The sequence below is a fragment of the Burkholderia sp. JPY481 genome, assembly GCF_038900515.1.
Lineage (GTDB): Bacteria > Pseudomonadota > Gammaproteobacteria > Burkholderiales > Burkholderiaceae > Paraburkholderia > Paraburkholderia youngii.
This window is the reverse complement of the sequence record NZ_JAYMRT010000008.1, coordinates 167,759-189,217: the sequence shown is the minus strand read 5'-3', so window position 1 is coordinate 189,217 and position 21,459 is coordinate 167,759. Positions and strand designations below refer to the sequence as shown.

Genomic DNA, 21,459 nt, shown 5'->3' with positions numbered 1-21,459 from the left:
ACCACGGCAAGCTCACGCACGCCGCACCGCCGCTGCATCGGTCTTCGCCGACGCACGCCACTGCACGCTCAGCAGATGCTCGCGCATGCATTGCGCGGCCGCGTCCGAATCGCGCGCTTTCAGCGCATTGACGATCGCCTGATGCTGTTGCGCGAAAAACTGCCGCGTCTCCTGCGCGGAAGTTTTCTCACGAACCTCCGGCTTCACCCGCATGCCGTTGATCACCTCCATCAAAGCGATCAACGCGGGATTACGCGTGGCATGTCCGATCAGCAAATGAAAACGATGATCCCATTGCTGCCACTCTTCGTCGTTTTTCGCGGCGGCATTTTTGCGTGCGCACTTCTCCAGCTCCTGCAGATCGTCACCACTCGCTTTCGTAGCGGCCAGCGCCGCCAACGCCGGCTCGAACAGCAGCCGCATTTCGGCGATATCCGCGGGACTGGTACCTGCGCGCAAGCCGCGCAGCGTCGGCGCAAACTTCAGCGGCCGCGCGCCCAGATAGGTACCGCGGCCGACGCCGCGCCACACGCGCCCCGACGCCTCGAGTGAAGCGAGCGCCGCGCGCAACTCGCGGCGGCTCACGTCCAGTTCTTCGGCGAGCTTTCGTTCGGGCGGCAGCGCGTCACCGTCCTTCAACTGATGGCCCGCGATGTAGTCGAGCAGCGCAGCCAGTACCAATTTTTCCATGTCGTTCAATGAACCAATGTGCATTGGTCTCAACGATACCAGAATAGCAACGACTTGACACGGCAGCACCCAGTGATTTTTGATCCGCTATACTGGCTCGCAACTCAAGGGTTAACACCGGGTGCAACCCGGCTTCGTTAGACTTACGCTTTCATTTTCTCCAGTCGAACCATTAAGCGTTGGTTCAATCATTAGGACCCGTCGTCGCCAAGGAGTTGCGCATGTCGTTTACAACCCGTCCAGAACTGATCGGCACCTTCGGCATGGTGGCCTCGACGCACTGGCTCGCGAGCGCATCGGCGATGGCGGTCCTCGAAAAAGGCGGCAATGCGTTCGACGCCGCCGCCGCGGCCGGCTTCGTCCTGCAGATCGTCGAGCCGCATCTGAACGGTCCGGGTGGCGAACTGCCGGTGGTGTTCTACAGTGCGCGCGAAGAACGCGTGCGCGTGCTGTGCGGACAGGGCGTGACGCCCGCGCGCATGACCATCGAGCGGATGCGCAAGATGGGGCTCGACGTGGTGCCGGGCACGGGCCTGCTGCCCGCGGTCGTGCCGGGCGCGTTCGGCGCGTGGATGGCGCTGCTGCGCGACTATGGCCAGTTGCCGCTCGAAGACGTGCTGAGCTATGCGATCGGCTACGCGGAAAACGGCTATCCAGTGCTGCCGCGCATGGCATCGTCGATTCTCGCGATTCAGGACTTCTTTCGCACCGAATGGACGACCTCCGCCGAGCAATGGCTGCGCAACGGCGAGGCGCCGATGCCGAACCAGTTGTTCGCGAATCCGGCGATCGCCGAAACCTACAAGCGCATCCTGCGTGAGGCGAACACGCGCAGCGATCGCGCCGAGCAGTGCGAACGCGCGCGCGATGCCTTCTATCGCGGCTTCGTCGCCGACGCGATCGACCAGTACTTCCGTTCGACCGCCGTACTCGACACCTCGGGCCTGCGCAATAGCGGCCTGCTCGATGCTGGCGATCTCGCGCGCTGGGAGCCGACCTACGAAGACCCGGTGTCGTACGACTACGCGGGCCTGCGCGTGCACAAAACCGGCCCGTGGGGCCAGGGCCCGATGTTCCTGCAACAGCTCGCGCTGCTGAAGGGCTTCGATCTCGGCGCGATGGACCCCCTCGGACCCGATTTCCTGCACACGGTGATCGAGTGCTCGAAACTCGCATTCGCCGATCGCGAAGTGTTCTACGGCGACCCGGCGTTTTCCCATGTGCCGATGGACATGCTGCTCAGCGACGCATACAACGACGAGCGGCGCCGCCTCATCGATCCGCGCCGCGCGTCGCTCGAATTCCGCCCCGGGCTGCTCGGCGACAGCGAGCAACGCGCCGCGCGCATCGTCGCGAACGCCGGGCGCGAGCAGGCCGGCGGCTTCGGTCAGGGTGAGCCGACCTTCGCGCCGCTGCCCGAATTGCGCGGCGACACCGTGCATCTCGACGTGGTCGACCGCTGGGGCAACATGGTGTCGGCTACGCCGTCGGGCGGCTGGTTGCAGGCATCGCCGGCGGTGCCGGGTCTCGGCTTCAACGTGACCACGCGCGCGCAGATGTTCTGGATGGAAGAAGGCCTGCCTTCGTCACTCGGCCCGGGCCGCCGCCCGCGCACCACGCTGTCGCCGACGCTCGTCACGCGCGACGGCAAGCCGTACGCCGCCTTCGGCACGCCGGGCGGCGACCAGCAGGATCAGTGGTCGCTGCAACTGTTCCTCAAGCACGTCCATGGCGGCATGAACTTCCAGGCCGCCGCCGATGCGCCGTCGTTCCAGACCGCGCACTTCCCCGGCTCGTTCTATCCCCGCGCGATGCAGCTCGGCAAGATGTCCGCCGAGTCGCGCTTTCCGGACAGTACGCTCGCCGAACTGCGCGCGCGCGGCCACGATCTCACCGTTGCGGAGCCGTGGGCGCTCGGCCGGGTCTGCGCGGTCGCGATCCGCAACGGTTTGATGCGAGGCGCGGCCACGCCGCGTCAGATGCAGGCCTACGCGATCGGCCGATAAGCGGCCCGAAGCAGCCATCAGCACAGAACGCGCGGCCTCGTCGCGCCATTTCCTCAGGAGAAGTTGCCGTGTCCGCCGTCGCCGCCCGTCTGGAAAGACTTCCCATATCGAGCTTTCACCGCAGACTGCTGCTGATCGGCGGGCTCGGGTACATGTTCGACGGACTCGATTCGTCGTCGCTCGCGTTTCTGCTGCCGGTCGTCAGCAAGCTGTGGCAATTGACGAGCGCGCAGACCGGGCTGGTCGCGAGCAGCACCTATATCGGCTACTTTTTCGGCGCATTCCTGTCGGGTGTGCTCGCCGACGTGATCGGCCGACGCCGCATCATGATGAGCGCGCTCGCCATCTATTGCGTCGCGTCGCTCGCGAGCGCGACCGCGCAAGACTGGCACACGTTCTTCGCCTTGCGCGTCGTCGCGGGCTTCGGTTCAGGCGCGGAGACCGTGGTGATCGCGCCGTTTCTCGCCGAGTTCGTGCCGCGCCGCTATCGCGGCATTTTCTGCGGCGCGCTGGTCGGGTTCATGTCGTTCGGCTATCTAACCTCGTCGATTCTCGGTTTCGCGGTGGTGCGCAACTTCGCCGACGGCTGGCGCTATCTGGCGGTGATCACGTCGCTGCCAGTCGTGATGCTGTTGTGGTGGCGCCGGACGCTGCCCGAATCGCCGCGCTGGCTCGAAAGCCAGGGTCGTGCGGACGAGGCGAACGGCATTGTCGGCCGCATCGAAGCAGCGTTCGTCGAGCGCGGCATCGCGCTTGCTCCGGTGAGCGCAAGCTACGCGCTTCACGCGGTGCCCACGCCGGTCTCGACGCCGGCGCGCGGCAACGCATGGCGCAACGTGGTGACGCTGTGGTCGCCGCGACTCGCGCGCACGACCGCGGTCAGCTGGCTGATGTGGTTCTCGGTTGCGTTCGCGTACTACTCGTTCTTCTCGTGGATCCCGAGCCTGCTCGTCAAGGAAGGACTGACGATGACGAAGAGCTTCGGCTATTCGATCGCGATCTATGGCGCGCAGATTCCCGGCTACTTCTCGGCCGCTTGGCTCAACGAGAAGATCGGGCGCAAGGCGGTGGTCGCTTCCTACATGCTGCTCGGCGGTATCGCCGCGATCACGCTAGCGTTTTCTCACACCGGCATACAGATCATGACCGCGGGCATTGCGCTGTCGTTCTTCATGAACGGCGCATTCGCCGGCGTCTACGCTTATACGCCGGAGGTGTTTCCGACCGCGGTGCGCACCACGGGCACGGGTTCGTCGTCATCGTTCGGCCGCATCGGCTCGGTCAGCGCGCCGATTCTCGTCGGCCTCGTTTATCCGCTGTTCGGCTTCCTCGGTGTGTTCGCGATGACCACGACAGTGCTCGTGATCGGCGCATGCGTGGTGTTCTTCCTCGGCATCGAAACGCGCAATCGCTCGCTCGAAGATATCGAAGCGAGCGAACTCGAACCGGCCCGCGACGCGCGAGGCCAGCTGAACTCCACCCGCATGCACGGCTGAACCGCACTGCGACTTTTCACATTTCCCGATCCAAACGCGATGCAAACGATGCAAGGCAACCTGACCGGATCAGCACCGCACGATACCCAGATGCTGGATATCGCGGACCTCGAACGCCTCGCGCTGGCGATGCGCGCGAAAGACCAACCGCTCGAGCTGTTCCGCGCGGTTCACGCCGTGGCGGCAAAGGCGATAGGCCTGAGCCTGATCACGATCATGTCCTACGACGCGCGGCGTCACGAGGTCGAACGGGTCTACACGAACATGCCGGACGTCTATCCACTGGGCGGCCGCAAGCGGAAGCAAGGCACCGCGTGGGCGCGGCAGATACTCCAGGAACTGAAGCCGTTTCGCGCCGCAACGTCGCAAGGCATTCGCGAGGCCTTCGACGATCATGCAGTGATGACAGGGATGGGCCTCGGCTCGATCCTGAACATCCCGATCGCCTATGACGGCGTGTGCATCGGTACGATGAACCTGACGCACGAGGAAGGCTGGTACACCGGCCGTCATGAAAGCATGGGCCTGCTGATCGGCGCCTTCCTTGCCCCCGCTCTCATCAAACACAGTACGCAATCCCCCGCTTGCGCCGCGCATTCATGAAAACACCATCCGATCTGCAACGCTATCGAGCCGTGCCCCATCCGGCCGTCTCGCAAGGCCGCTGGGTGCTGGTCTTCGTGCTCGGCTACCTCGCGCTGATCGCCGATGGCGCCGACGTGATGATGTACGGCCTGACCCTGTCGCGCATCAAGGACGACTTCGGGTTGACCAACGTCGAAGCGGGCGCGCTCGGTAGTCTGACCTTGCTCGGCATGGCGATCGGCGGCATTGCCGGCGGTTGGGCGAGCGATCGTCTGGGGCGCGTGCGCGTCATCGCTTGGGCGCTCGCGCTGTTCTCGCTCGGCGCGGGGATGCTCGGGTTCACGCACAGCTTCGTCGAATTCGCGGCGGTGCGCTTCATCAGTTCGCTCGGCATTGGCTGCATGGTGCTAGTCACCACCCTGGTCGCCGAATACGTGCCGACCGAGCGGCGCTCGCTGGTACTCGGTATGCTGCAAACCGGCATTTCGGCCGGCTATATCGTCGTGATCGCGCTCAGCAACTGGATCCTGCCGCAATACGGCTGGCGCACGCTGTACTACGTGTCGGCCGTGCCGGTGCTGCTCGCGTTCGCGATCAAGTTCGCGGTTCCCGAACCGGCCGCATGGCTCGCGAGCCGTGCCGCCGACCGTGCAAGCAAGACGCGGCTCGTCGACAATCGCTACGCGCAGATTTTCCGCGACCGCCAGGCACGCACGATGTTCATCCTGTGGACCTTCGCGTCGATCTTCGTGCTGTCCGGCTTTTACGGTCTGAACAACTGGCTGCCGACATATCTCGAGAAAGAACTGCACATCAAGTTCAGTTCGCTGACCGGCTATATGATCGGCACGTACGTGGTCGCCTTCATCGGTAAGATCTTCGCGGGCTGGCTCGGTGATCGCTGGAGCCGGCGCGGCGTGTACGTGCTCGGCTGCATCGGTGCGGCGCTGTTTCTGCCCGTGATCATTTTCTGGCACACGCGCGACAACATTTCCACGCTGATGCTTTTCTTCGGCTTTCTGTATGGCGTGCCGCTCGGCACGATCGGCACGTTCATGTCGGAGAGTTTCGCGACGTCGGTGCGCGGCACCGCGGTGGGCGGCTCGTATAACCTCGGGCGCTTCTGTTCGGGGGCGGCGCCGATCGTCATTGGTTTTATCGCGACGCAGTTCTCGATCGGACTCGGCTTTCTCGTGGTCGGCGCGGTGTTCTTTTTGAGCGGCGTGACTGCATTGTTCGTTCCTGACCGTCTATACGATACGCAGCAGTAAACCTATAGCGACCATGACGAGATCATGTCGTGCAAAGTAGTACCCAGGGGCCGGCGCTAGATCTGGTCGCCGGATTACCTGGGCACCACGATCAAGCATTACTCGTTTCCGGCGACGATGTTGGAAATGGTCCAGTTGTTCGTCGATACGAGCACATAATCGCCATTGACGCCCAGCCATTTATGGCCGCGCGGCGGCGCATTGAGGCCGTGTCCGCGCCAGTCGTCCATTATGAAATTGTAATTACGGTATTCGGTCGGCACACGTTGGCCTTTGTGCCAGTCACGATGCGGAATCGACGGCATCACCTGCTGACGGCCAGTACCGGCCATCTGGCCGCCCTCGTCTTGCGGCTGCGGTCCAGCCGCAATCGCGAACGCCGACACACCGGCAAACGACAACGCGACGAGTTGCGCAACAAAGCGATTATTCATGTTCGAACCTCCGTGCGGTGGAAGAAAGCTCCGGGCATTCACGTGATTGACGTGAAAAATAATCGTCCAGCTACTCGCAGATTCATTAATTCGAACTTCATTGCAGCGATCGCTGGTCTATCGAATGTAATCTTTGCAAATTGCGAGATGTCAAATTCGATATTTCAGGCCTGACCGTAAGTCGTTAAAAAGTATAGTAAAAGGAAGTTCGACTTCAAGCCGGACCGCCTGGCGACGGCACACGCGCGCGCGGCACTTCGCCACTCATCCGTCAGATCGGTCCGCCTGGCTGATCAATAGTCGACCGCATCGCGAATGATCGGGCAGGTCATGCAGTGACCGCCGCCTCGTCCACGGCCCAGTTCGGCACCGACGATCGTAATCACCTCGATGCCCTGCTTACGCAAAAGCGTGTTCGTGTACGTGTTGCGGTCGTATGCATAGACGACGCCCGGCGCCGCGCACACGAGGTTCGCACCGCTATCCCACTGCGTGCGCTCGCGCTGATAGTCGCTGCCGCCCGCCTCGACCACGCGTAAATGCTTCAGCCCCAACGCCTCGGCGACGACATCGGTGAACGGCTTGTTCTCCGCGTGCAATTCGACGCCGCTCGGATGGCTGCTCGGCCGATACGAATAGGTGCGCGTCTTCGCCATGAAGTCCGGGGCCACCAGCACGCAATCGCGATCGGCGAACGTGAACACGGTATCGAGGTGCATCGCCGCGCGAATCTTCGGCATCGCCGCGACGATCACGCGCTCGGCCGCGCCCTTCTTGAACAGCGTTGCCGCCAGTTGACTGATGGCCTGACGCGAGGTGCGCTCGCTCATGCCGATCAGCACGACGCCCTTGCCGATCGGCATCACGTCGCCGCCTTCCAGCGTGGCGAGACCGTGATCCTGGGTCGGATCGCCCCACCACACGTTGACCTTGCCGGCGAAGTCGGGGTGGAACTTGTAGATCGCCGTGGTCAGGATCGTCTCTTCGTGGCGGGCCGGCCAGTACAGCGCATTCAGCGTGACGCCGCCATAGATCCAGCAGGTCGTGTCGCGCGTGTACAGCGTGTTCGGCAACGGCGGCAGCAGATATTCGGTGCCGCCCGCCGCTTCCTTCGCAACCTCCAGCGCCTTGCCGCCGTGCGCTTCCGGGAAGTCGTGCGTGGATAGCCCGCCAATCAGCGTTTCGGCCAGCTTGCGATTGTCGAGCCCTTCCAGATAGCTTCTCAATTCATCGATAAAGCCGAGGCCGACCTGGTTCGGAACCACCTGGTTGTCCAGAATCCACTTCTTGCCTTCTTGCACTGCAACCGTTTCGGAGAGCAGATTGTGCATCTCCACCACTTCGACACCGCGGTCGCGCATCTTCGTGACGAAGTCGAAGTGGTCGCGCTTCGCGTTCTCGACCCACAGTACGTCGTCGAACAGCAGTTCATCGCAGTTGCTCGGGGTAAGACGCTGATGCGCGAGCCCCGGTGCGCAGACCATCACTTTGCGCAGCTGCCCGACTTCCGAGTAGACACCCAATTCACCCGCTTTCGCGTCCGTGTTCGCCATGATGACCTCCTGAATATCAGTGGTGACCCGCTCTGTTCAATCTGCTGTCGTTAGATTGTGATCCTTCCGGTTACGAGGGCGTAGACGCCGATGATCGCGCCAATGACGATGACGGTAAAGATGAACCAATCGGACGTGATGAAAACGTTCTTGCTCTGCTCTCGCCGCGCCCAAAGGTAGAGCGCTGTGCCGGGCGCGTACAGCACCGCGGCAAGCAGAATGAATTTCAGGCCGCCCGCGAAGATCATGAATGCGGTATAGATCACGGCGATTGCGGCCATGATCAGGTCGCGCCGGCGCTCGTCGGCGCGCAGGTCGTAACCGTCGCCGCGATTCGCGTTCATGCATCCGAACACCGCGACGAACAGGTACGGAATCAACGACATCGCGCTCGTCAGGTTCAACATCAGCGCGAATGCATCGCGCGAGAAGTACGTGCTGATGACGAGCAACTGCACCACGATGTTGGTCAACCACAATGCATTGGCCGGCGTCTTGTTGACGTTTTCCTTGCCGAAGATCGCGGGCATGTCTTCGGTCCTCGCCGCCGAGAACAACACTTCGGCGCAGATCAACGACCAGGCCAGATAAGCGCCGAGCACCGAAATCAGCAGACCTATGCTGACGAAGACCGCGCCCCAGTGACCGACCACCGCTTCGAGAACCGCAGCCATCGACGGCTGCCGCATCCCCGCGATGTCCGCGCGCTCGAGCACCGCGTAGGGCAGCATCGTCACGAGCACCATCAGAGAGGTGACGACGACGAAGCCGAGTATCGTCGAATGCCCGACGTCGGAGCGCTTCTTTGCATAGCGGGAATAAACGCTTGCCCCTTCGATGCCGATGAACACGAACACCGTGACCAGCATCGTGGCCCGCACCTGCTCGAAAATATTGCCTTCGAGACCGCCGCCGTAGAGGTTGGCCTGGAACAGGTCCATTCGAAAGCCGAACAACAGGATCAGGATGAACACCAGAATCGGGATGATCTTGGCGACCGTGACGATACTGTTGATGAAGGCCGCCTGCTGCACGCCCTTCAGGATCATGTAATGAAAAAGCCAGATGCCGATCGAAGCAACGACGATCGCGACGACCGTATTACCGTCGCCGAACACCGGAAAAAATGCGCCGAGTGTCGACTTGATCAGCACCCAGTAAGAAACATTGCCGATACAACTGCTGATCCAGTAGCCAAATGCGGAAAGAAAGCCCGGATAGTCGCCAAAGCCCGCTTTCGCATACGCAAACACGCCGGCGTCCAATTCGGGCTTTCGTTCGGCAAGCGTTTGAAATACGCGCGCCAGCATATACATGCCCGTGCCCGCAATCAGCCACGCAATCAGGGCGCCCAGCGGACCGGTGGCATCGGCGAATGTACGCGGTAGGGAAAATATTCCGGCTCCGACCATGCCGCCCACGACCATCCCGGTGAGTTGCATTTTTGACAGCTTTTGTGGAGTGGACGCCATTCGGATTCCTTTTTAGTGACCTTTTTAACAAGGATCTGTAATCAGATTCGAACGAAACGTGTCTCTCGGCCAATCTTGCTGTCGATCAGCCGCGTTACTCTGCAACCACCACACGAAAAGAATGGTCTGTCCGTTGACGTTTGTCAATTTATCGCCGCGAGCATCGATAAGTCGCATTGAATATCGATGATTTAACAATGATGCGACGTATCGCATCATCAACGCGGTTTTCTCAAATGATGGGGTATCGCTGAAGCGAGCTGAAAATATGGTCGCTCAGAACTACTGATAAGCAGCTGAGCGACAGCTCGAGATGACGCGCGAAAGTCATCGATGGTCCAAGCCTGACGATGATTTCGTAGTGGCGGGCTGTGGGTCCAACTATGACTCGCGCAACTTCCTCAACGTCAGCCGCGCTTCGAGACCGCCGCCAACCCGGTTGTGCAGCGTGAGCGTCGCGTCCATCGCGAGCGCGAGTTGCCGCGCGATCGCGAGCCCCAGCCCGGTGCCGCCCGTTTGACGATTGCGCGAACCTTCGAGTCGCACGAACGGCTCGAACACCGTCTCGAGCGACTCGGCCGGAATGCCGGGACCACGATCGAGCACCGACACGGTCGCCTCGCCATCGTGCAACGCGCCGATATCGATCTGCGCGGCGCCGGCGTACCTCAGCGCGTTATCGACCAGATTGCCGACGATGCGCTTCAACGCCTGTGGACGCAACGTCAGCGACTGGCCGAACTGGCCGTGCAGCGACACTTGCTGACCGGCGTCCACGTAATCGCAGACGAGGCTATCGAACAGCGCATCGGGATCGATGCGGCGCGGCACCTCGGTCGTGCCGTGCATCGTACGCGCATAAGTGACCCCTTCCTTGACCAGCGCCTCCATTTCCTTCAGATCCTGGCGCAGCTTCGCGGCCTCGCTGTCGTCGTCCATCGTGTCGACGCGTAGACGCATGCGCGTGATCGGCGTCTGCAGATCGTGCGAAATCGCCGCGAGAATCTGCATGCGCTCGGTCATGTACGTGGCGATTCGATCCTGCATCGCGTTGAACGCGCGCGCGGCGCGCGCCACTTCGGACGGACCGGCTTCGGGCAGACGCTCGGCCTTCAGGTCGGGGCCGAGCGTGTCGGCCGCGACTGCGAGCTGATTGAGCGGGCGCGTCGCGAGGCGCACCGCCAGCCAGCAGCAGGCGCCGAGCACGAGCAGCTGCAGCGTCAGCACGAGCGGCAGCCAGCGCGACAACGGAGCGCCGGACATCGGCCGCAGGTCGATGGTGAGCGGCGTGCCGTCGCTCAGTTTCAGGTGCACCTGCAGACGCTCGCGATCGCCGGGCACCGCGTTGACGGTCAACGGATAACGCGTGCCGATGCCGTCGCCGATCGATTGCGCGACGCGCGCCGACAGGCTTGCGTCGACCGGTGCGCCGGGAACGCCTGGGCCGAGCACGAACTCGTAGCTGCGCCGCGCAAGGCGCGGCAGCCACTGGGCGCGCTCGTCGGGCGGCAGATGGTCGAGCAGCGCGACCGAGCTCGCCACCTCGCGCTCGATGTAGCCCATCATGATGCCGGTCATCGTCTGGTCTCGCTCGGTCATCGTGAGCCAGAACGACAGCGCCTGCGCGAGCGCGAGCCCGACGAACAGAATCACCGCGAGCCGCGCGAACAGGGTGCGCGGCCAACGAGGCCAGCGCAGCGACGACGGTGATGCAGAAACGTTCATTGCGGATCTCCGATCGCAGTCACCGCCGCCGAAAACACGTAGCCCTCGCTGCGCAGCGTCTTGATGTAGCGCGGCTCGCGCGCGCCGTCGCGCAGGCGTTGGCGCAGGCGGCTCACCATTAGATCGATCGAGCGGTCGAACGGATCGGCCTGGCGTCCCTGGGTCAGGTTCAGCAGCTGGTCGCGCGTGAGCACGCGCTGCGGGTGATCGAGAAACACGCGCAACAGACGGTACTCCGCCCCGCTCAACGCCACTTCGGTGCCGTCCGCATCGAGCAGATGGCGCGCGGTCGTGTCGAGCCGCCAGTCGCCGAAGCACAGCATCGGCGCCGACTCCGTCACCTCCATGCCGGGCGGCAGCATGCGCGCGCGGCGCAGCACCGAGCGAATTCGCGCGAGCAGCTCGCGTGCGGCGAACGGTTTGGTCAGGTAATCGTCGGCGCCCATTTCGAGGCCGACGATCCGGTCCGCTTCCTCGCTGCGCGCCGTCAGCATCAGGATTGGCACCGTGCGGAACTTGCCCGCGCGCAGCTCGCGGCACAGCACGAGGCCGTCTTCGCCGGGCAGCATCAGGTCGAGCACGATCAGGTCGGGTGCGCCGTTCTCGAGCGCGGCGCGCATCTGGCGGCCATTGGCCGCGAGCGAGACGCGCACGCCGTTTTTCTCGAGGTAACCCGCGAGCAGTTCGCGGATTCCGCGATCGTCGTCGACGATCAATACGTGGTCGGAGGTTTCCATCGACGGATTATCTGCCGCGGCGTTTGAGTTGCACGCCGCTCGATTGGATCAATGAACACTGCAACGGATGCGCGAGCTCGGCCGCGAAGCCGCCCACGACGAACACCGCGATGGCAAACAGGCGTTTCATGCGTCCTCCAGCACGGAAAGACTCGCGCCGTCGGCCACGCTGGCTTCGAGCGCATAAGGGTCGACCCCGTCGAGGCAGCCGATATTGACGCGCCATTGCTGCGGGTCCTTGCGCGTCTGATGAAAAGGATAGATGCCGCAATGCTTGCAGAAGTAGTGTTTCGCGACCTTCGTGTTGAACTGGTACAGCGTCAGCGAATCCTCGCCGCTCAGAATCTTCAGTTGACTGGCGGGAAAGAGCGGCGTCATCAGCGCGCCCTTGCGGCGGCACAGGCTGCAGTTACAGCGGCCGGCCGGAACGATTTCGGTGCGAACTTCGAACTTGACGGCCCCGCAGTGACAAGACCCTTGCAGCAACTCGGCGCTCATGGTGATCTCCGTGATTTGACGATGCCTGCTTTATAGCCTGGTTCATCAGTCGAATTATGTCGTAATGTATCCGGTCGCCGAGACGATACATTACATTGCAATAAGCTATGGCAATTAGCGCAGGGCGAAACAACGAAGATTAAGCGCGTGAATTGGCATTCAAGCGGCATGCGCAAACGGATGACACGGGTTGCTTCCTTGCCGCCGCAATGTCGTGCTCGCCGGTGCAAAGATACGCCGCTTATCCATGATTATGTCAGCGGCGCGGCGGGGCGCGCCAGCCGGCTTGCTTACACGCTGTTTTTGACCTCGGCATGACCAACCGGCTCTCTATGTTCCGCTTGACTGGCCGGTATTGCCAGGCACAATCGCGCGAGGCCTTGAATACGCTTGACTTTTAATCAGTAGCCACTTCCAATACCAATGGTGCAGTGCGATGCTTCACCTCTGAAACACGCCTCACGTCATTCGGTAATTCAAAGCATTGGCCAGCAGTTCATTCGTCCGCCGCGCATGCGGCGTCAGCTCGAAATGGAGCACTCCTCATCACGGGAGTCGTCTTGGCTGCAAGAAAAAACCAACCCGCTCGCAGCGAACCCGCCCTTATCGATCTCGCATTGCAGGGTGGCGGTTCGCACGGTGCTTTTACATGGGGTGTCCTCGACCGTTTGCTCGAAGAGTCGTGGCTGCAGATCGAAGGGATATCGGGTACGTCGGCTGGCGCGATGAACGCCGCGGTGCTGGTGAGCGGCTATCAGGTGGGCGGCGCGGCCGGCGCGCGCGCCGCGCTCGAAGCGTTCTGGCGGCGAGTATTCGAAGCATCGGTGTACAGCCCGTTTCGCCGCAGCCCGTTCGACGTGTTGATGGGCCGCTGGACGCTCGACTACTCGCCGCTCTTCATCGCGATGGACCTCGCGGCGCGCGTGTTTTCTCCATACGACCTGAACCCGCGCGGCGTACATCCGCTGGCGAAGATTCTGCAGGACTCGATCGATTTCGAGCATCTGCGCGACGCGCCGATCAAGCTGTTCATCACTGCGACGCGCGTGCGCACGGGCCAGGCGCGCGTGTTTCGCAATGGCGACCTGACGCCCGACGTGCTGCTCGCCTCCGGCTGCCTGCCCACGCTGTTCCAGGCCGTGCAGATCGACGGTGAAGACTACTGGGACGGCGGCTACGCCGGGAATCCCACCATCACGCCGCTGGTGCGCGAATGCACGTCGAGCGATACGCTGCTGATCCAGGTCAATCCCGTCGAGCGGGATGAAACACCGCGCACCGCGCGCGACATCATCAGCCGCCTGAACGAAGTCGCCTTCAATGCGCCGCTGCTGAAAGAGCTGCGCATGATCGCGCTGCTGCGACGCGCCGCGGACGCCGGTAGCGACGAAGGCCGCCATTGGGCGGCGATGCGTATCCATCGGATTTCGAGCGAACTGATGACCGAACTCGGCTACTCGTCGAAGCTGAACGCCGAGTGGAGCTTTCTGACGATGCTGCGCGACGAAGGCCGGCGTGCCGGGGACGCGTTCCTCACCGGGCATGCCGATTCGATCGGCGTGCGCTCCTCGCTGGATCTCGACGCGTTGCTCGACGGAGTCTGACCATGGAAGTCATCACCCTGTCCCCGCTCGCGATCGGTCTCGGACTCTTTGGGATGCTCGCGAGTCTCGCGCTGCTGATCGCCTTCGCGTACCGCGGCTGGACCGTGCTGTTGCTCGCGCCGTTCGCCGCGATGCTGGCCGCCGCGATTTCGGGCGAACCGATTCTCGCGCACTGGACCCAGACTTTCATGCTCAGCGCCGCGCGCTTTCTCGCGCAGTTCTTTCCGTTGTTTCTGCTCGGCGCGCTGTTCGGCAAGCTGATGGAAGACAGCGGCTCCGTCAAGGCGATCGCCAGTTACATGACGGAGAAGCTTGGCGCGCATCGGGCGATTCTCGCGGTCGTGATCGGTGGCGCGCTCGTCACCTACGGCGGCGTCAGCCTGTTCGTCGCGTTCTTCGTGCTCGCGCCGATGGCCACCGCCCTGTTCCAGGCCGCCAATATCCCGCGCCGTCTGATGCCGGCCGCGATCGCGCTCGGCACGCAGACGTTCACGATGTCCGCGCTGCCCGGCACACCGGCGATCCAGAACGCGATCCCGATGCCGTTCTTTGGTACGACGCCGTTTGCGGCGCCCGGGCTTGGCATCGTCGCGAGTGTCGTGATGGTGGCGTTCGGGCTGTGGTGGTTGTCCTTGCAGCAATCGCGCGCGAAGGCGGCCAACGAAGGATTCGACGGACTCAACGCGGCGATGAAATCCACCACGGCGCCGGCCAGCGACAACCTCGTGCGCGAACGCGCGAGCGTCTCGCAGAGTTTCGATCCTGAGGAAGCGAAGCGCGGGCACGTCAGCGCGGATCTGCCGTCGTTCGGCGTCGCGCTCGCGCCGCTCGTGCTCGTGGTGCTAACGAACTTCGTGATGAACGTGATCGTGCTGCCGCGCATCGACGCGGACTATCTGGCCGAGGTCCGTTGGGGTGAGACGTCGCTTTCGGCAGTCGCCGGAGTGTGGGGCGTGTGCGTGGCCCTCGTCGTCGCGATCGTGGTACTCCTGCTGCTCAATCGGCGCCGCCTTCCGGCGCTGCGCGAGACGATCGACGCGGGCGCGAATGCATCGGTGCTGCCTGTGCTCAACGTCGGCAGTCTGGTCGGCTATGGCGCGGTCATTGCCGCGCTGCCCGCGTTCGCGCTCGTGCGCGAATGGGTGCTCGGCGTCGGCGGTGGTCCGCTCGTATCGCTCGCGGTCGCGACCAATCTGCTCGCGGGCTTGACCGGCTCGGCTTCAGGCGGTCTCACCATCGCGCTCGACGCGCTCGGCGGCACCTATCTACAACTGGCCGCGCAACACGGCATCGACCCGGCGCTGTTGCATCGGGTCGCCGTGATGTCCTCCGGGACACTCGACAGCCTGCCGCATAACGGCGCGGTCGTGACGCTGCTCGCGGTGTGCGGCTCGAACCATCGCGAAAGCTATCGCGACATCGTGATGGTGGCGATTCTCGGCGCGTTGCTCGCGCTGGTCGTGGTGATCGTGCTGGGCTCGCTGGTCGGTACCTTCTGAGAGTTTTGTGCCGGCTAAAGTATCAAGGGGTCTCGCTCTGACGTCGCTGTTCGTCAGTGCGAGACCCCTTTCCTGTTGCTGTTCGGCCGAGTCTGGATTGCTTGCCTGCTGATTACCGGCTCACTTCACGCGGCCGCGCGCGCCGCATTCATCCGGCCGAACACGAACTGCCCCAGATACCAGACCAGCTCCGTATTCGCGAGGATCGCATCTTCGGTGACCGTCGACGGTTCGAGCTTCATCCTGCGCAGCATCAGCTTGCCTTCGCGCGAGGTTGTCCACGCATGCATCAGTTCCTTGCGCGTCTTCGGATCGGCGGCATTGAAATGATCGCGGCCCTTGCGCGAATCCTCGTTCATGCGCGCGCGCACTTCTTCTTCACGCGTCGCGATGCTGGTCGCCAGGGTCTTTCTCGTTTCGGTCTTGGCCGCCTGTTCCTGCGCTTCGTCGGCGAGCAGTTTGGCTTGCACGTCGACCATCGTGCGCTCGGCGTCGGAGATCTTCCAGTTGTCGCGTAGCGCGCGCATCAGATAGCCCGCGGGACTCTTCTTGACCTGGCCGCGCTTGATTCTGAAGCGCGTGTATTCGACGGCCTGCTGAATACGCTCGTCGGTCCACAGTTCGCGGTTCTCCGAAATCTCGCTGAACTGCTTGGTCGACAGCCCGAATTCGTCGGTAAGAATCTTGTAGAGATGGCTCGCGTCGGCGAGGCTCGCGAGTACCGCGTCGGCTGTGTCCTTGCGCTTGAGGAGGAAGCGGATGCGGTCGATTTTCTTCGACGTCGTGGATGCAGTGCGCGTCTCGTAAGAGATCTCGACGTCCGACACTTCGTTGATCTCGCGCACCGCCGGCTCGAGCCAATCGCGCTTGAAGTATTTGAAGATGGCGGCGTTCGCGCCCATTTTGCCGGGCCAGTTACGCATTTCCTCGAGCTGGATCCAGTCGGTGCGTCCTGCGGGCACGTTGGGCAAAACCTTGTCGTAGATAGCGCGCGCGAGACTGCGCGTGAACGCGGTGGAAATGCGCAAGCTCAGCCAGTGCGATTTCTGCGGATCGCGGATATGCGGCACGAGCCGTGGATGGACGTCGAAACGCATACGTCCGCGATGAAAGCCGACCATACCGATCAGTTGGACCTGCACCCACAGGTCGTCTTCACTGGGATCGCGGTCCGCAGGCGTATTCGTTACGCGGACTTTCGCGTTCTGAGCTTCGTCGGCGATCGTGCGCAAATGCTTCAGGTTGCGGCTGTCGTAACGCATCAGCCACTTGAAGTAGTTGAGTTCGACGTCGTACTGATCGCGTTGCTCGGGCTCCTGCGCGACGATGAAGTAAGCGGCATCGAGAAACCGCCGCGCCGGCAGTCCCATGTTGACGATCTCGGTGAAGAAATCGTTGCGCTGATAACCGATCTCGCGATTGGCCTCGTTGATGCGCAATCCTTGATCGAACATGTCTTCGAACAGCGCGAGCGCCATCTGGCGTGATGTCGCTTTCGACTTGCCCTCTTCCGGATTGTCCGCAGCCATGTTCTTCATCCACTTTTTAGCTCCCGGGGACTGTAAGCATGCGGTGGTGAGCTGTCAACACACAGAACCTCACCATCAGAACGGCCGAGGCGGCGGCCGCTTCGTCGTTCATTCCGCGATCTGGCACACAGAACCTCACCATCTACACAAGGAACCTCACCTTGCCAGACGGCTTTCGCACGGCGAAGCCTTATGGGACGGCCCATCCGAGCTTCATTTCCTGCAGATGCACAACCCACCTCACCTTCCAGATTCGACGCACAGGCAAACACATGGAACCGCACCTTGGCGGGGAATTGGTCTCACCTTGCTGCACAACGAACCGCACCTCTCAGCACAGCGAACCTCACCTTCGACACAACGTACCTCACCTTTTGGAACCTAAGTGGCTGAATGAATTGAATATCGTCTGCCTGTGTGAGTTTGTCGGTTTGTTCTCGGTTTAAAAAAAACCTACCAACTTGGGTCACACAGTAAGTTGACGTGAAGATTGCGCAATGCAGCATGGTGAAGTTAATTGTGCGATGCCGGAGCTGATGAACGGCTGCGTAACGAAGGTGAGGTTGGTTGTGCTTCCACGGTGACCAGCAAGGATTGGTGACACTGGGGCCCGGGCTGGACCGCCTGCCGCCGGCGGAAATCAACGGCGGTAGGTGAGGTTGATTGTGCATTTGCGCTCCAAGCGGCCGGAGCGGTCGCCGGAAGGTGGCGAAAACGCGATTATGGTGAGGTCCGTTGTGCTGGAGATCGCCGGATCGCACGTCGTAGATGTGAGGAAGTGCACAAATGACCTCACCTTCCTTCGTGACAGGGCCAGCGTAACCGGCACACTCGCCTAAAACTTAGGCATTTGGTGAGGTCATTTGTGCACTCGCATAGGCGGGGTTTCGGGACTCGTTTCGTTTCCACGACAGTTCCGCCACCGAAAACGCTGTGAAAATATAGAAATTTTCAGAAAATCCGCATTAAAACAGTAATTTAAAAAGTTATTTTCAAGTATTTCCTGTATTCTGAGGTTTCTGGAATTTTATGGATAAACCTCAGAATGGTCAGAACGAGCCAACTTCCTGCCGTAGACCGAACCGTTCACTTTGAGCAGATCAGTGAGTTCGCAGAAAAGGTCACCATTTTTACTAATGAGCTGCGTGACACGATTCTGGCTCCACGTCCTCGAAAAACGGCTCCCGTCTTCAAGACCGGCGAGATTGCCGAGATGTGCAACGTCTCTCACTCGCAGGTTCAGTATCTCGCGACAAAAGGCGACGGAGAACTGCCTTCGGGCACGGCAGCCGGCACGGGCCGCACCCGGACCTTCACGCTAGAAGAAGCGCGGATCTGGGTGCAAAAGATTTCCGACATTTACCAGACTCCACTGGTCACTCGTCTGAAGGAACCGGACGGGAAGATCATTATCACCGCGCAGCTCAAAGGTGGTTCCGCCAAGACGACTACGACGATGTGCCTTGCCCAAGGGCTGTCGCTACGGGGACGCAAAGTGCTGGTGGTCGATCTCGATCCGCAGGCATCACTCTCGGAACTGTGCGGACTGTACGCGGAAAAAGACGTGTCGCCTGAGGATACGGTGTTGCCGTATGTCTACGACCAAGACATCGAGGGCGGCCTCGAGGGACGGATTCAGTCGACGTACTGGGATGGCATCGACGTGATTCCTGCGCATACGGAATTGATCGGTGCAGAGTTCCATCTGCCGGCGATGCAAAAGATTCGGCCAGGTTTTCGTTTCTGGACCGTGCTTCGTCAAGGGCTCGAGCCGCTGCGCAAGAAGTACGACTACATTCTGATGGATACGTCGCCGTCTCTGTCGTACCTCAATCTGAACGCGCTGATGGCCGCGGACGCCATGGTGATGCCGATGGTGCCGGAAAACCTGGACTTCATCAGCTCACTCTCGTTCTGGCGACTCTTCTCTGACGTGTCCAAAAGCTTCATCAAATTCGAGAAGGAAAAGAAATACGACTTTGTATCGCTGGTGTTATCGCGGGTCGATTATGGGCGGAACTCGTCGGCGCCGATCGTGCGTGCGTGGGCGCAAAGCGCATACGAAAACTGGCTGCATTCGATCGAGGTGCCGGCGAGTTCGGTAATGAGCACAGGGGCGTTGGCATTCTCTACCGTCTTCGACATCAGCAGCAATCACAGCGCGGCCAAGTCGCTGCAACGCGTGCGGCAGCCTCTCGTCGATTACTGTCGTTGGATCGACGAGATCTATTCGGAAAAATGGAGGAACGCGCAATGAGCAATATGCGAGAACAGTTGCTGGCCAAGACGTCCGGCATTCGCAAAACTTCGTCGATTAATGAAGACGAGGTTAAGCGCAGCAACCGCACGCAAACGGCGCCCGGCCTTGCCGGCGCGCTGGCCGTTGCGCAGCTTCGCGTGCAGGAATTGGAATCGACCGGAGTCGCATCGCAACTGCCGGTTGCGGGGATCTTGCCGAACCCGTGGCAGCCGCGCCGCGTGTTCAACGAAGCAAAGTTGGCCGAGCTTGCGGAGTCGATCCGGGAAGTTGGGTTGATGCAGCCGATCGTCGTCCGGCGTGTCGCCGACGACTATCAGATAGTCGCTGGTGAACGGCGCTGGCGTGCGCACAAGATGCTGGGGCATGACACGATCAAGGCAGTCGTCGCGGATTGCTCCGACTCGGATATGGCCGTCCTGGCGATGGTCGAAAACATCAGCCGCGACGACCTTGCTGACTATGAAATCGGAGTTGCGATCCGTCGATCGGAAGCGGAGTTTCCGAATCGCAAGCGACTGGCGGAAGCGATGGGATTGTCGAGGGCGGGTCTGTACCAGTTCTTGTCGTTCGATAATTTGCCGGACTTCATCAAAAAAGATCTCGATATTCAACCGCGACTATTGGGCGGAACTGCGGCGCAAGCAATCGGGGCGGCTATCAAAAAGCACGGCGAGGATGGGGTTAAAGCGGCTCGCGAAATTTGGCCGCTGTTGGTGAGAGGCGAAATGGATCAAGGCAAGGTCGCGGCGGCAATCACTGCGTTGGCGACGCGGCAGACGACGTCGGCTGGTACCGGCGGACGCAGCATCGAGAAGTTTTTTGCAGGACGAGAGCACGCCGGAAGCATCACGAAGGATGTCAGCAACTTCACGATCAAGATCAAGACCGGGGTGATTACCGAGGCGCAAGAAGTTCAGATACGACAGTTGATCGGACAGATGTTCCAATCGCAGCCGAAAACGAGCTGATTCGATGTTTGGTTTTTTAGTGTAGAGAGAGGCCCGCCAAGTGCGGGCTTTTTTTCGGCCAGCCAAAATGGTTTGGGCTGAGAGAGTGTCTAGAGTCTAGACAGTCTCCGTAGATGCCATCAGGGTTCGTCGCAGTGTCTAGACTCTAGACACTCTTTCCGACGAAAGCCAACGTCGATAGAAGAGTCCCCTGTCGTGCGGACGCAGATTCTTTGCGTCTTGTCCGGTCCGCGGGGAGATCGCGTAGCAGTAGGTTCGCCGGACCAATCTTGCAGGTGCAGGACATAATCGAGGCCGCCACCCGCTCGGAATTTGTGAGGAAGTCTGTGAACTGGCTTCCGCCAACTCGCCGACCGGTCATATCGTCGAGGGCGCCGCCGAACGTGTTCGATGATCACATGACGGCAGAAATGGCGGGCCGGTTACTGTCCTTTGAGACGGAATGTCCCCCGGCAGGCCATCGCCGGTCATTCTCGACCCTCGCCACGTTCGGGTTATTCGTCCTCGTACCGCGGCGCGGCACTCGACGGCCGACTCCCGCAATGAGAAAAATCGTTGCTCCTGACGTCGAGGCGTCCCGCACCAAATGGATGTCAGGTGAAAAATCGCGGGAAGGGTTGACGATGATTTTCCATCAAGCCCTGAGTTCATGACGGCGCTGTCGGGTGCAGCAGTTTAGTGAATATCGTCAACGTCATTCACGGCTGCTCCAACTCAGGAAGTTCCTGAGGCCAGATGGGCGCGGTGCGCATGCCTATGCTCATTGACCATACGGTCAGCGGTTTTCTGCCAGAAATCCGTCCCATACGATTACCGGCGGAAACCGGATCGACGGAACGACGCGCGCGGGAAGGCCTTGAATTTGGCTTGTCTCAGCGAACACACCACATACGTAAAGGTGTGGCGGGAGCCCGCCATTAGGCGAGTGTCGCGTTAAGCGATGCCGACCTTGATAGCGCGATCCCTCTCGACCGATCCAGACCAGGCCCATCGCAAGCGGTGCATCCTTGCTTTCGAGAGTCGCAAGCATGCCTTCGAATCACATCCCGTTGCACGGTGCAGATCCGACCTCTGGGCCGGCAGCCAGAAAGTGAAGAAGGAACCCCTGCCGACCGCTGCCCATTTGGCGGTA

17 protein-coding genes are annotated in these 21,459 nt (G+C 61.4%); 8 read left to right on the top strand and 9 right to left on the bottom strand.

All coding sequences use genetic code 11. The annotated features are described in order from the left end of the window. Positions 1-12: 12 nt before the first annotated feature. Complete coding sequence (locus VSR82_RS20700) at positions 13-690, bottom strand: FadR/GntR family transcriptional regulator (protein WP_429462986.1); 678 nt, start codon at positions 688-690, stop codon at positions 13-15. A gap of 221 nt (positions 691-911) precedes the next feature. Between VSR82_RS20700 and VSR82_RS20695 the strand changes: the two genes are divergently transcribed. The 4 genes from VSR82_RS20695 (at position 912) to VSR82_RS20680 (ending at position 6,048) form a co-directional block, all read left to right on the top strand. Then, positions 912-2,696 carry a gamma-glutamyltransferase family protein gene (locus tag VSR82_RS20695; protein ID WP_498858025.1) on the top strand — a complete coding sequence of 595 codons (1,785 nt, stop codon included), beginning with the start codon at positions 912-914 and terminating at the stop codon, positions 2,694-2,696. A 68-nt stretch (positions 2,697-2,764) separates the two neighbouring features. Continuing rightward, on the top strand, positions 2,765-4,192 hold the full coding sequence (locus tag VSR82_RS20690) for an MFS transporter (RefSeq protein WP_429462988.1): 1,428 nt from the start codon (positions 2,765-2,767) through the stop codon (positions 4,190-4,192). A 39-nt stretch (positions 4,193-4,231) separates the two neighbouring features. Then, complete coding sequence (locus VSR82_RS20685) at positions 4,232-4,795, top strand: GAF domain-containing protein (RefSeq protein ID WP_368582627.1); 564 nt, start codon at positions 4,232-4,234, stop codon at positions 4,793-4,795. Then, positions 4,792-6,048: an MFS transporter gene (locus tag VSR82_RS20680; protein ID WP_368582626.1), complete on the top strand. Its 1,257-nt coding sequence runs from the start codon at positions 4,792-4,794 to the stop codon at positions 6,046-6,048. The genes VSR82_RS20685 and VSR82_RS20680 overlap by 4 nt, the downstream gene beginning before the upstream one ends. A gap of 98 nt (positions 6,049-6,146) precedes the next feature. Here VSR82_RS20680 and VSR82_RS20675 read toward each other — a convergent pair whose 3' ends face one another. The 7 genes from VSR82_RS20675 to VSR82_RS20645 all read right to left on the bottom strand — a co-directional run bounded on the left by VSR82_RS20675 (position 6,147) and on the right by VSR82_RS20645 (position 12,467). Beyond that, positions 6,147-6,482 (bottom strand): RcnB family protein, encoded by a 336-nt coding sequence (locus tag VSR82_RS20675; RefSeq protein WP_368582625.1) that lies wholly within the window; start codon positions 6,480-6,482, stop codon positions 6,147-6,149. Positions 6,483-6,775: 293 nt separating this feature from the next. Next, a complete protein-coding gene (locus tag VSR82_RS20670) occupies positions 6,776-7,966 on the bottom strand; it encodes an arginine deiminase (protein WP_410851612.1) in 1,191 nt (396 codons plus the stop codon). Between the two features lie 119 nt (positions 7,967-8,085). After that, a complete protein-coding gene (locus tag VSR82_RS20665) occupies positions 8,086-9,507 on the bottom strand; it encodes a basic amino acid/polyamine antiporter (protein ID WP_368582623.1) in 1,422 nt (473 codons plus the stop codon). 381 nt (positions 9,508-9,888) lie between these two features. Continuing rightward, positions 9,889-11,232 carry an ATP-binding protein gene (locus VSR82_RS20660; RefSeq protein ID WP_429462989.1) on the bottom strand — a complete coding sequence of 448 codons (1,344 nt, stop codon included), beginning with the start codon at positions 11,230-11,232 and terminating at the stop codon, positions 9,889-9,891. Then, on the bottom strand, positions 11,229-11,969 hold the full coding sequence (locus VSR82_RS20655; protein WP_018422680.1) for a response regulator: 741 nt from the start codon (positions 11,967-11,969) through the stop codon (positions 11,229-11,231). Before VSR82_RS20655 ends, VSR82_RS20660 begins: the two co-directional genes overlap by 4 nt. A gap of 7 nt (positions 11,970-11,976) precedes the next feature. Next, positions 11,977-12,099, bottom strand: coding sequence for a hypothetical protein (locus tag VSR82_RS20650; RefSeq protein ID WP_255208695.1), 123 nt, complete (start codon positions 12,097-12,099; stop codon positions 11,977-11,979). Then, positions 12,096-12,467 carry a GFA family protein gene (locus tag VSR82_RS20645; protein WP_368582621.1) on the bottom strand — a complete coding sequence of 124 codons (372 nt, stop codon included), beginning with the start codon at positions 12,465-12,467 and terminating at the stop codon, positions 12,096-12,098. The genes VSR82_RS20650 and VSR82_RS20645 overlap by 4 nt, the downstream gene beginning before the upstream one ends. A 560-nt stretch (positions 12,468-13,027) precedes the next feature. Here VSR82_RS20645 and VSR82_RS20640 point away from each other — a divergent pair. Together VSR82_RS20640 and VSR82_RS20635 are read left to right on the top strand one after the other, a co-directional pair. Continuing rightward, positions 13,028-14,071 carry a patatin-like phospholipase family protein gene (locus VSR82_RS20640; RefSeq protein ID WP_368582620.1) on the top strand — a complete coding sequence of 348 codons (1,044 nt, stop codon included), beginning with the start codon at positions 13,028-13,030 and terminating at the stop codon, positions 14,069-14,071. Positions 14,072-14,073: 2 nt separating this feature from the next. Then, positions 14,074-15,570 (top strand): GntP family permease, encoded by a 1,497-nt coding sequence (locus VSR82_RS20635; RefSeq protein ID WP_429462990.1) that lies wholly within the window; start codon positions 14,074-14,076, stop codon positions 15,568-15,570. A gap of 125 nt (positions 15,571-15,695) precedes the next feature. Here the strand turns inward: VSR82_RS20635 and VSR82_RS20630 are convergent, their stop codons facing one another. After that, on the bottom strand, positions 15,696-17,099 hold the full coding sequence (locus VSR82_RS20630) for a replication initiation protein (protein ID WP_410851594.1): 1,404 nt from the start codon (positions 17,097-17,099) through the stop codon (positions 15,696-15,698). A 1,045-nt stretch (positions 17,100-18,144) separates the two neighbouring features. Here VSR82_RS20630 and VSR82_RS20625 point away from each other — a divergent pair. After that, entirely contained in the window at positions 18,145-19,356 is a 1,212-nt protein-coding gene (locus VSR82_RS20625) for a ParA family protein (protein ID WP_498858024.1), read from the top strand. Beyond that, a complete protein-coding gene (locus tag VSR82_RS20620) occupies positions 19,353-20,327 on the top strand; it encodes a ParB/RepB/Spo0J family partition protein (RefSeq protein WP_368582618.1) in 975 nt (324 codons plus the stop codon). The genes VSR82_RS20625 and VSR82_RS20620 overlap by 4 nt, the downstream gene beginning before the upstream one ends. Positions 20,328-21,459: the final 1,132 nt, after the last annotated feature.

Excerpts from the sequence above, each read along its gene's own strand:
- VSR82_RS20620 (WP_368582618.1), top strand. The coding sequence starts at position 19,353 with ATGAGCAATATGCGAGAACAGTTGCTGGCCAAGACGTCCGGCATTCGC.
- VSR82_RS20665 (WP_368582623.1), bottom strand. The coding sequence starts at position 9,507 with ATGGCGTCCACTCCACAAAAGCTGTCAAAAATGCAACTCACCGGGATG.
- VSR82_RS20685 (WP_368582627.1), top strand. The coding sequence starts at position 4,232 with ATGCAAACGATGCAAGGCAACCTGACCGGATCAGCACCGCACGATACC.
- VSR82_RS20630 (WP_410851594.1), bottom strand. The coding sequence starts at position 17,099 with ATGGCTGCGGACAATCCGGAAGAGGGCAAGTCGAAAGCGACATCACGC.
- VSR82_RS20645 (WP_368582621.1), bottom strand. The coding sequence starts at position 12,467 with ATGAGCGCCGAGTTGCTGCAAGGGTCTTGTCACTGCGGGGCCGTCAAG.
- VSR82_RS20670 (WP_410851612.1), bottom strand. The coding sequence starts at position 7,966 with ATGGTCTGCGCACCGGGGCTCGCGCATCAGCGTCTTACCCCGAGCAAC.
- VSR82_RS20695 (WP_498858025.1), top strand. The coding sequence starts at position 912 with ATGTCGTTTACAACCCGTCCAGAACTGATCGGCACCTTCGGCATGGTG.
- VSR82_RS20625 (WP_498858024.1), top strand. The coding sequence starts at position 18,145 with ATGGTCAGAACGAGCCAACTTCCTGCCGTAGACCGAACCGTTCACTTT.
- VSR82_RS20680 (WP_368582626.1), top strand. The coding sequence starts at position 4,792 with ATGAAAACACCATCCGATCTGCAACGCTATCGAGCCGTGCCCCATCCG.
- VSR82_RS20660 (WP_429462989.1), bottom strand. The coding sequence starts at position 11,232 with ATGAACGTTTCTGCATCACCGTCGTCGCTGCGCTGGCCTCGTTGGCCG.
- VSR82_RS20635 (WP_429462990.1), top strand. The coding sequence starts at position 14,074 with ATGGAAGTCATCACCCTGTCCCCGCTCGCGATCGGTCTCGGACTCTTT.
- VSR82_RS20650 (WP_255208695.1), bottom strand. The coding sequence starts at position 12,099 with ATGAAACGCCTGTTTGCCATCGCGGTGTTCGTCGTGGGCGGCTTCGCG.
- VSR82_RS20700 (WP_429462986.1), bottom strand. The coding sequence starts at position 690 with ATGGAAAAATTGGTACTGGCTGCGCTGCTCGACTACATCGCGGGCCAT.
- VSR82_RS20675 (WP_368582625.1), bottom strand. The coding sequence starts at position 6,482 with ATGAATAATCGCTTTGTTGCGCAACTCGTCGCGTTGTCGTTTGCCGGT.
- VSR82_RS20655 (WP_018422680.1), bottom strand. The coding sequence starts at position 11,969 with ATGGAAACCTCCGACCACGTATTGATCGTCGACGACGATCGCGGAATC.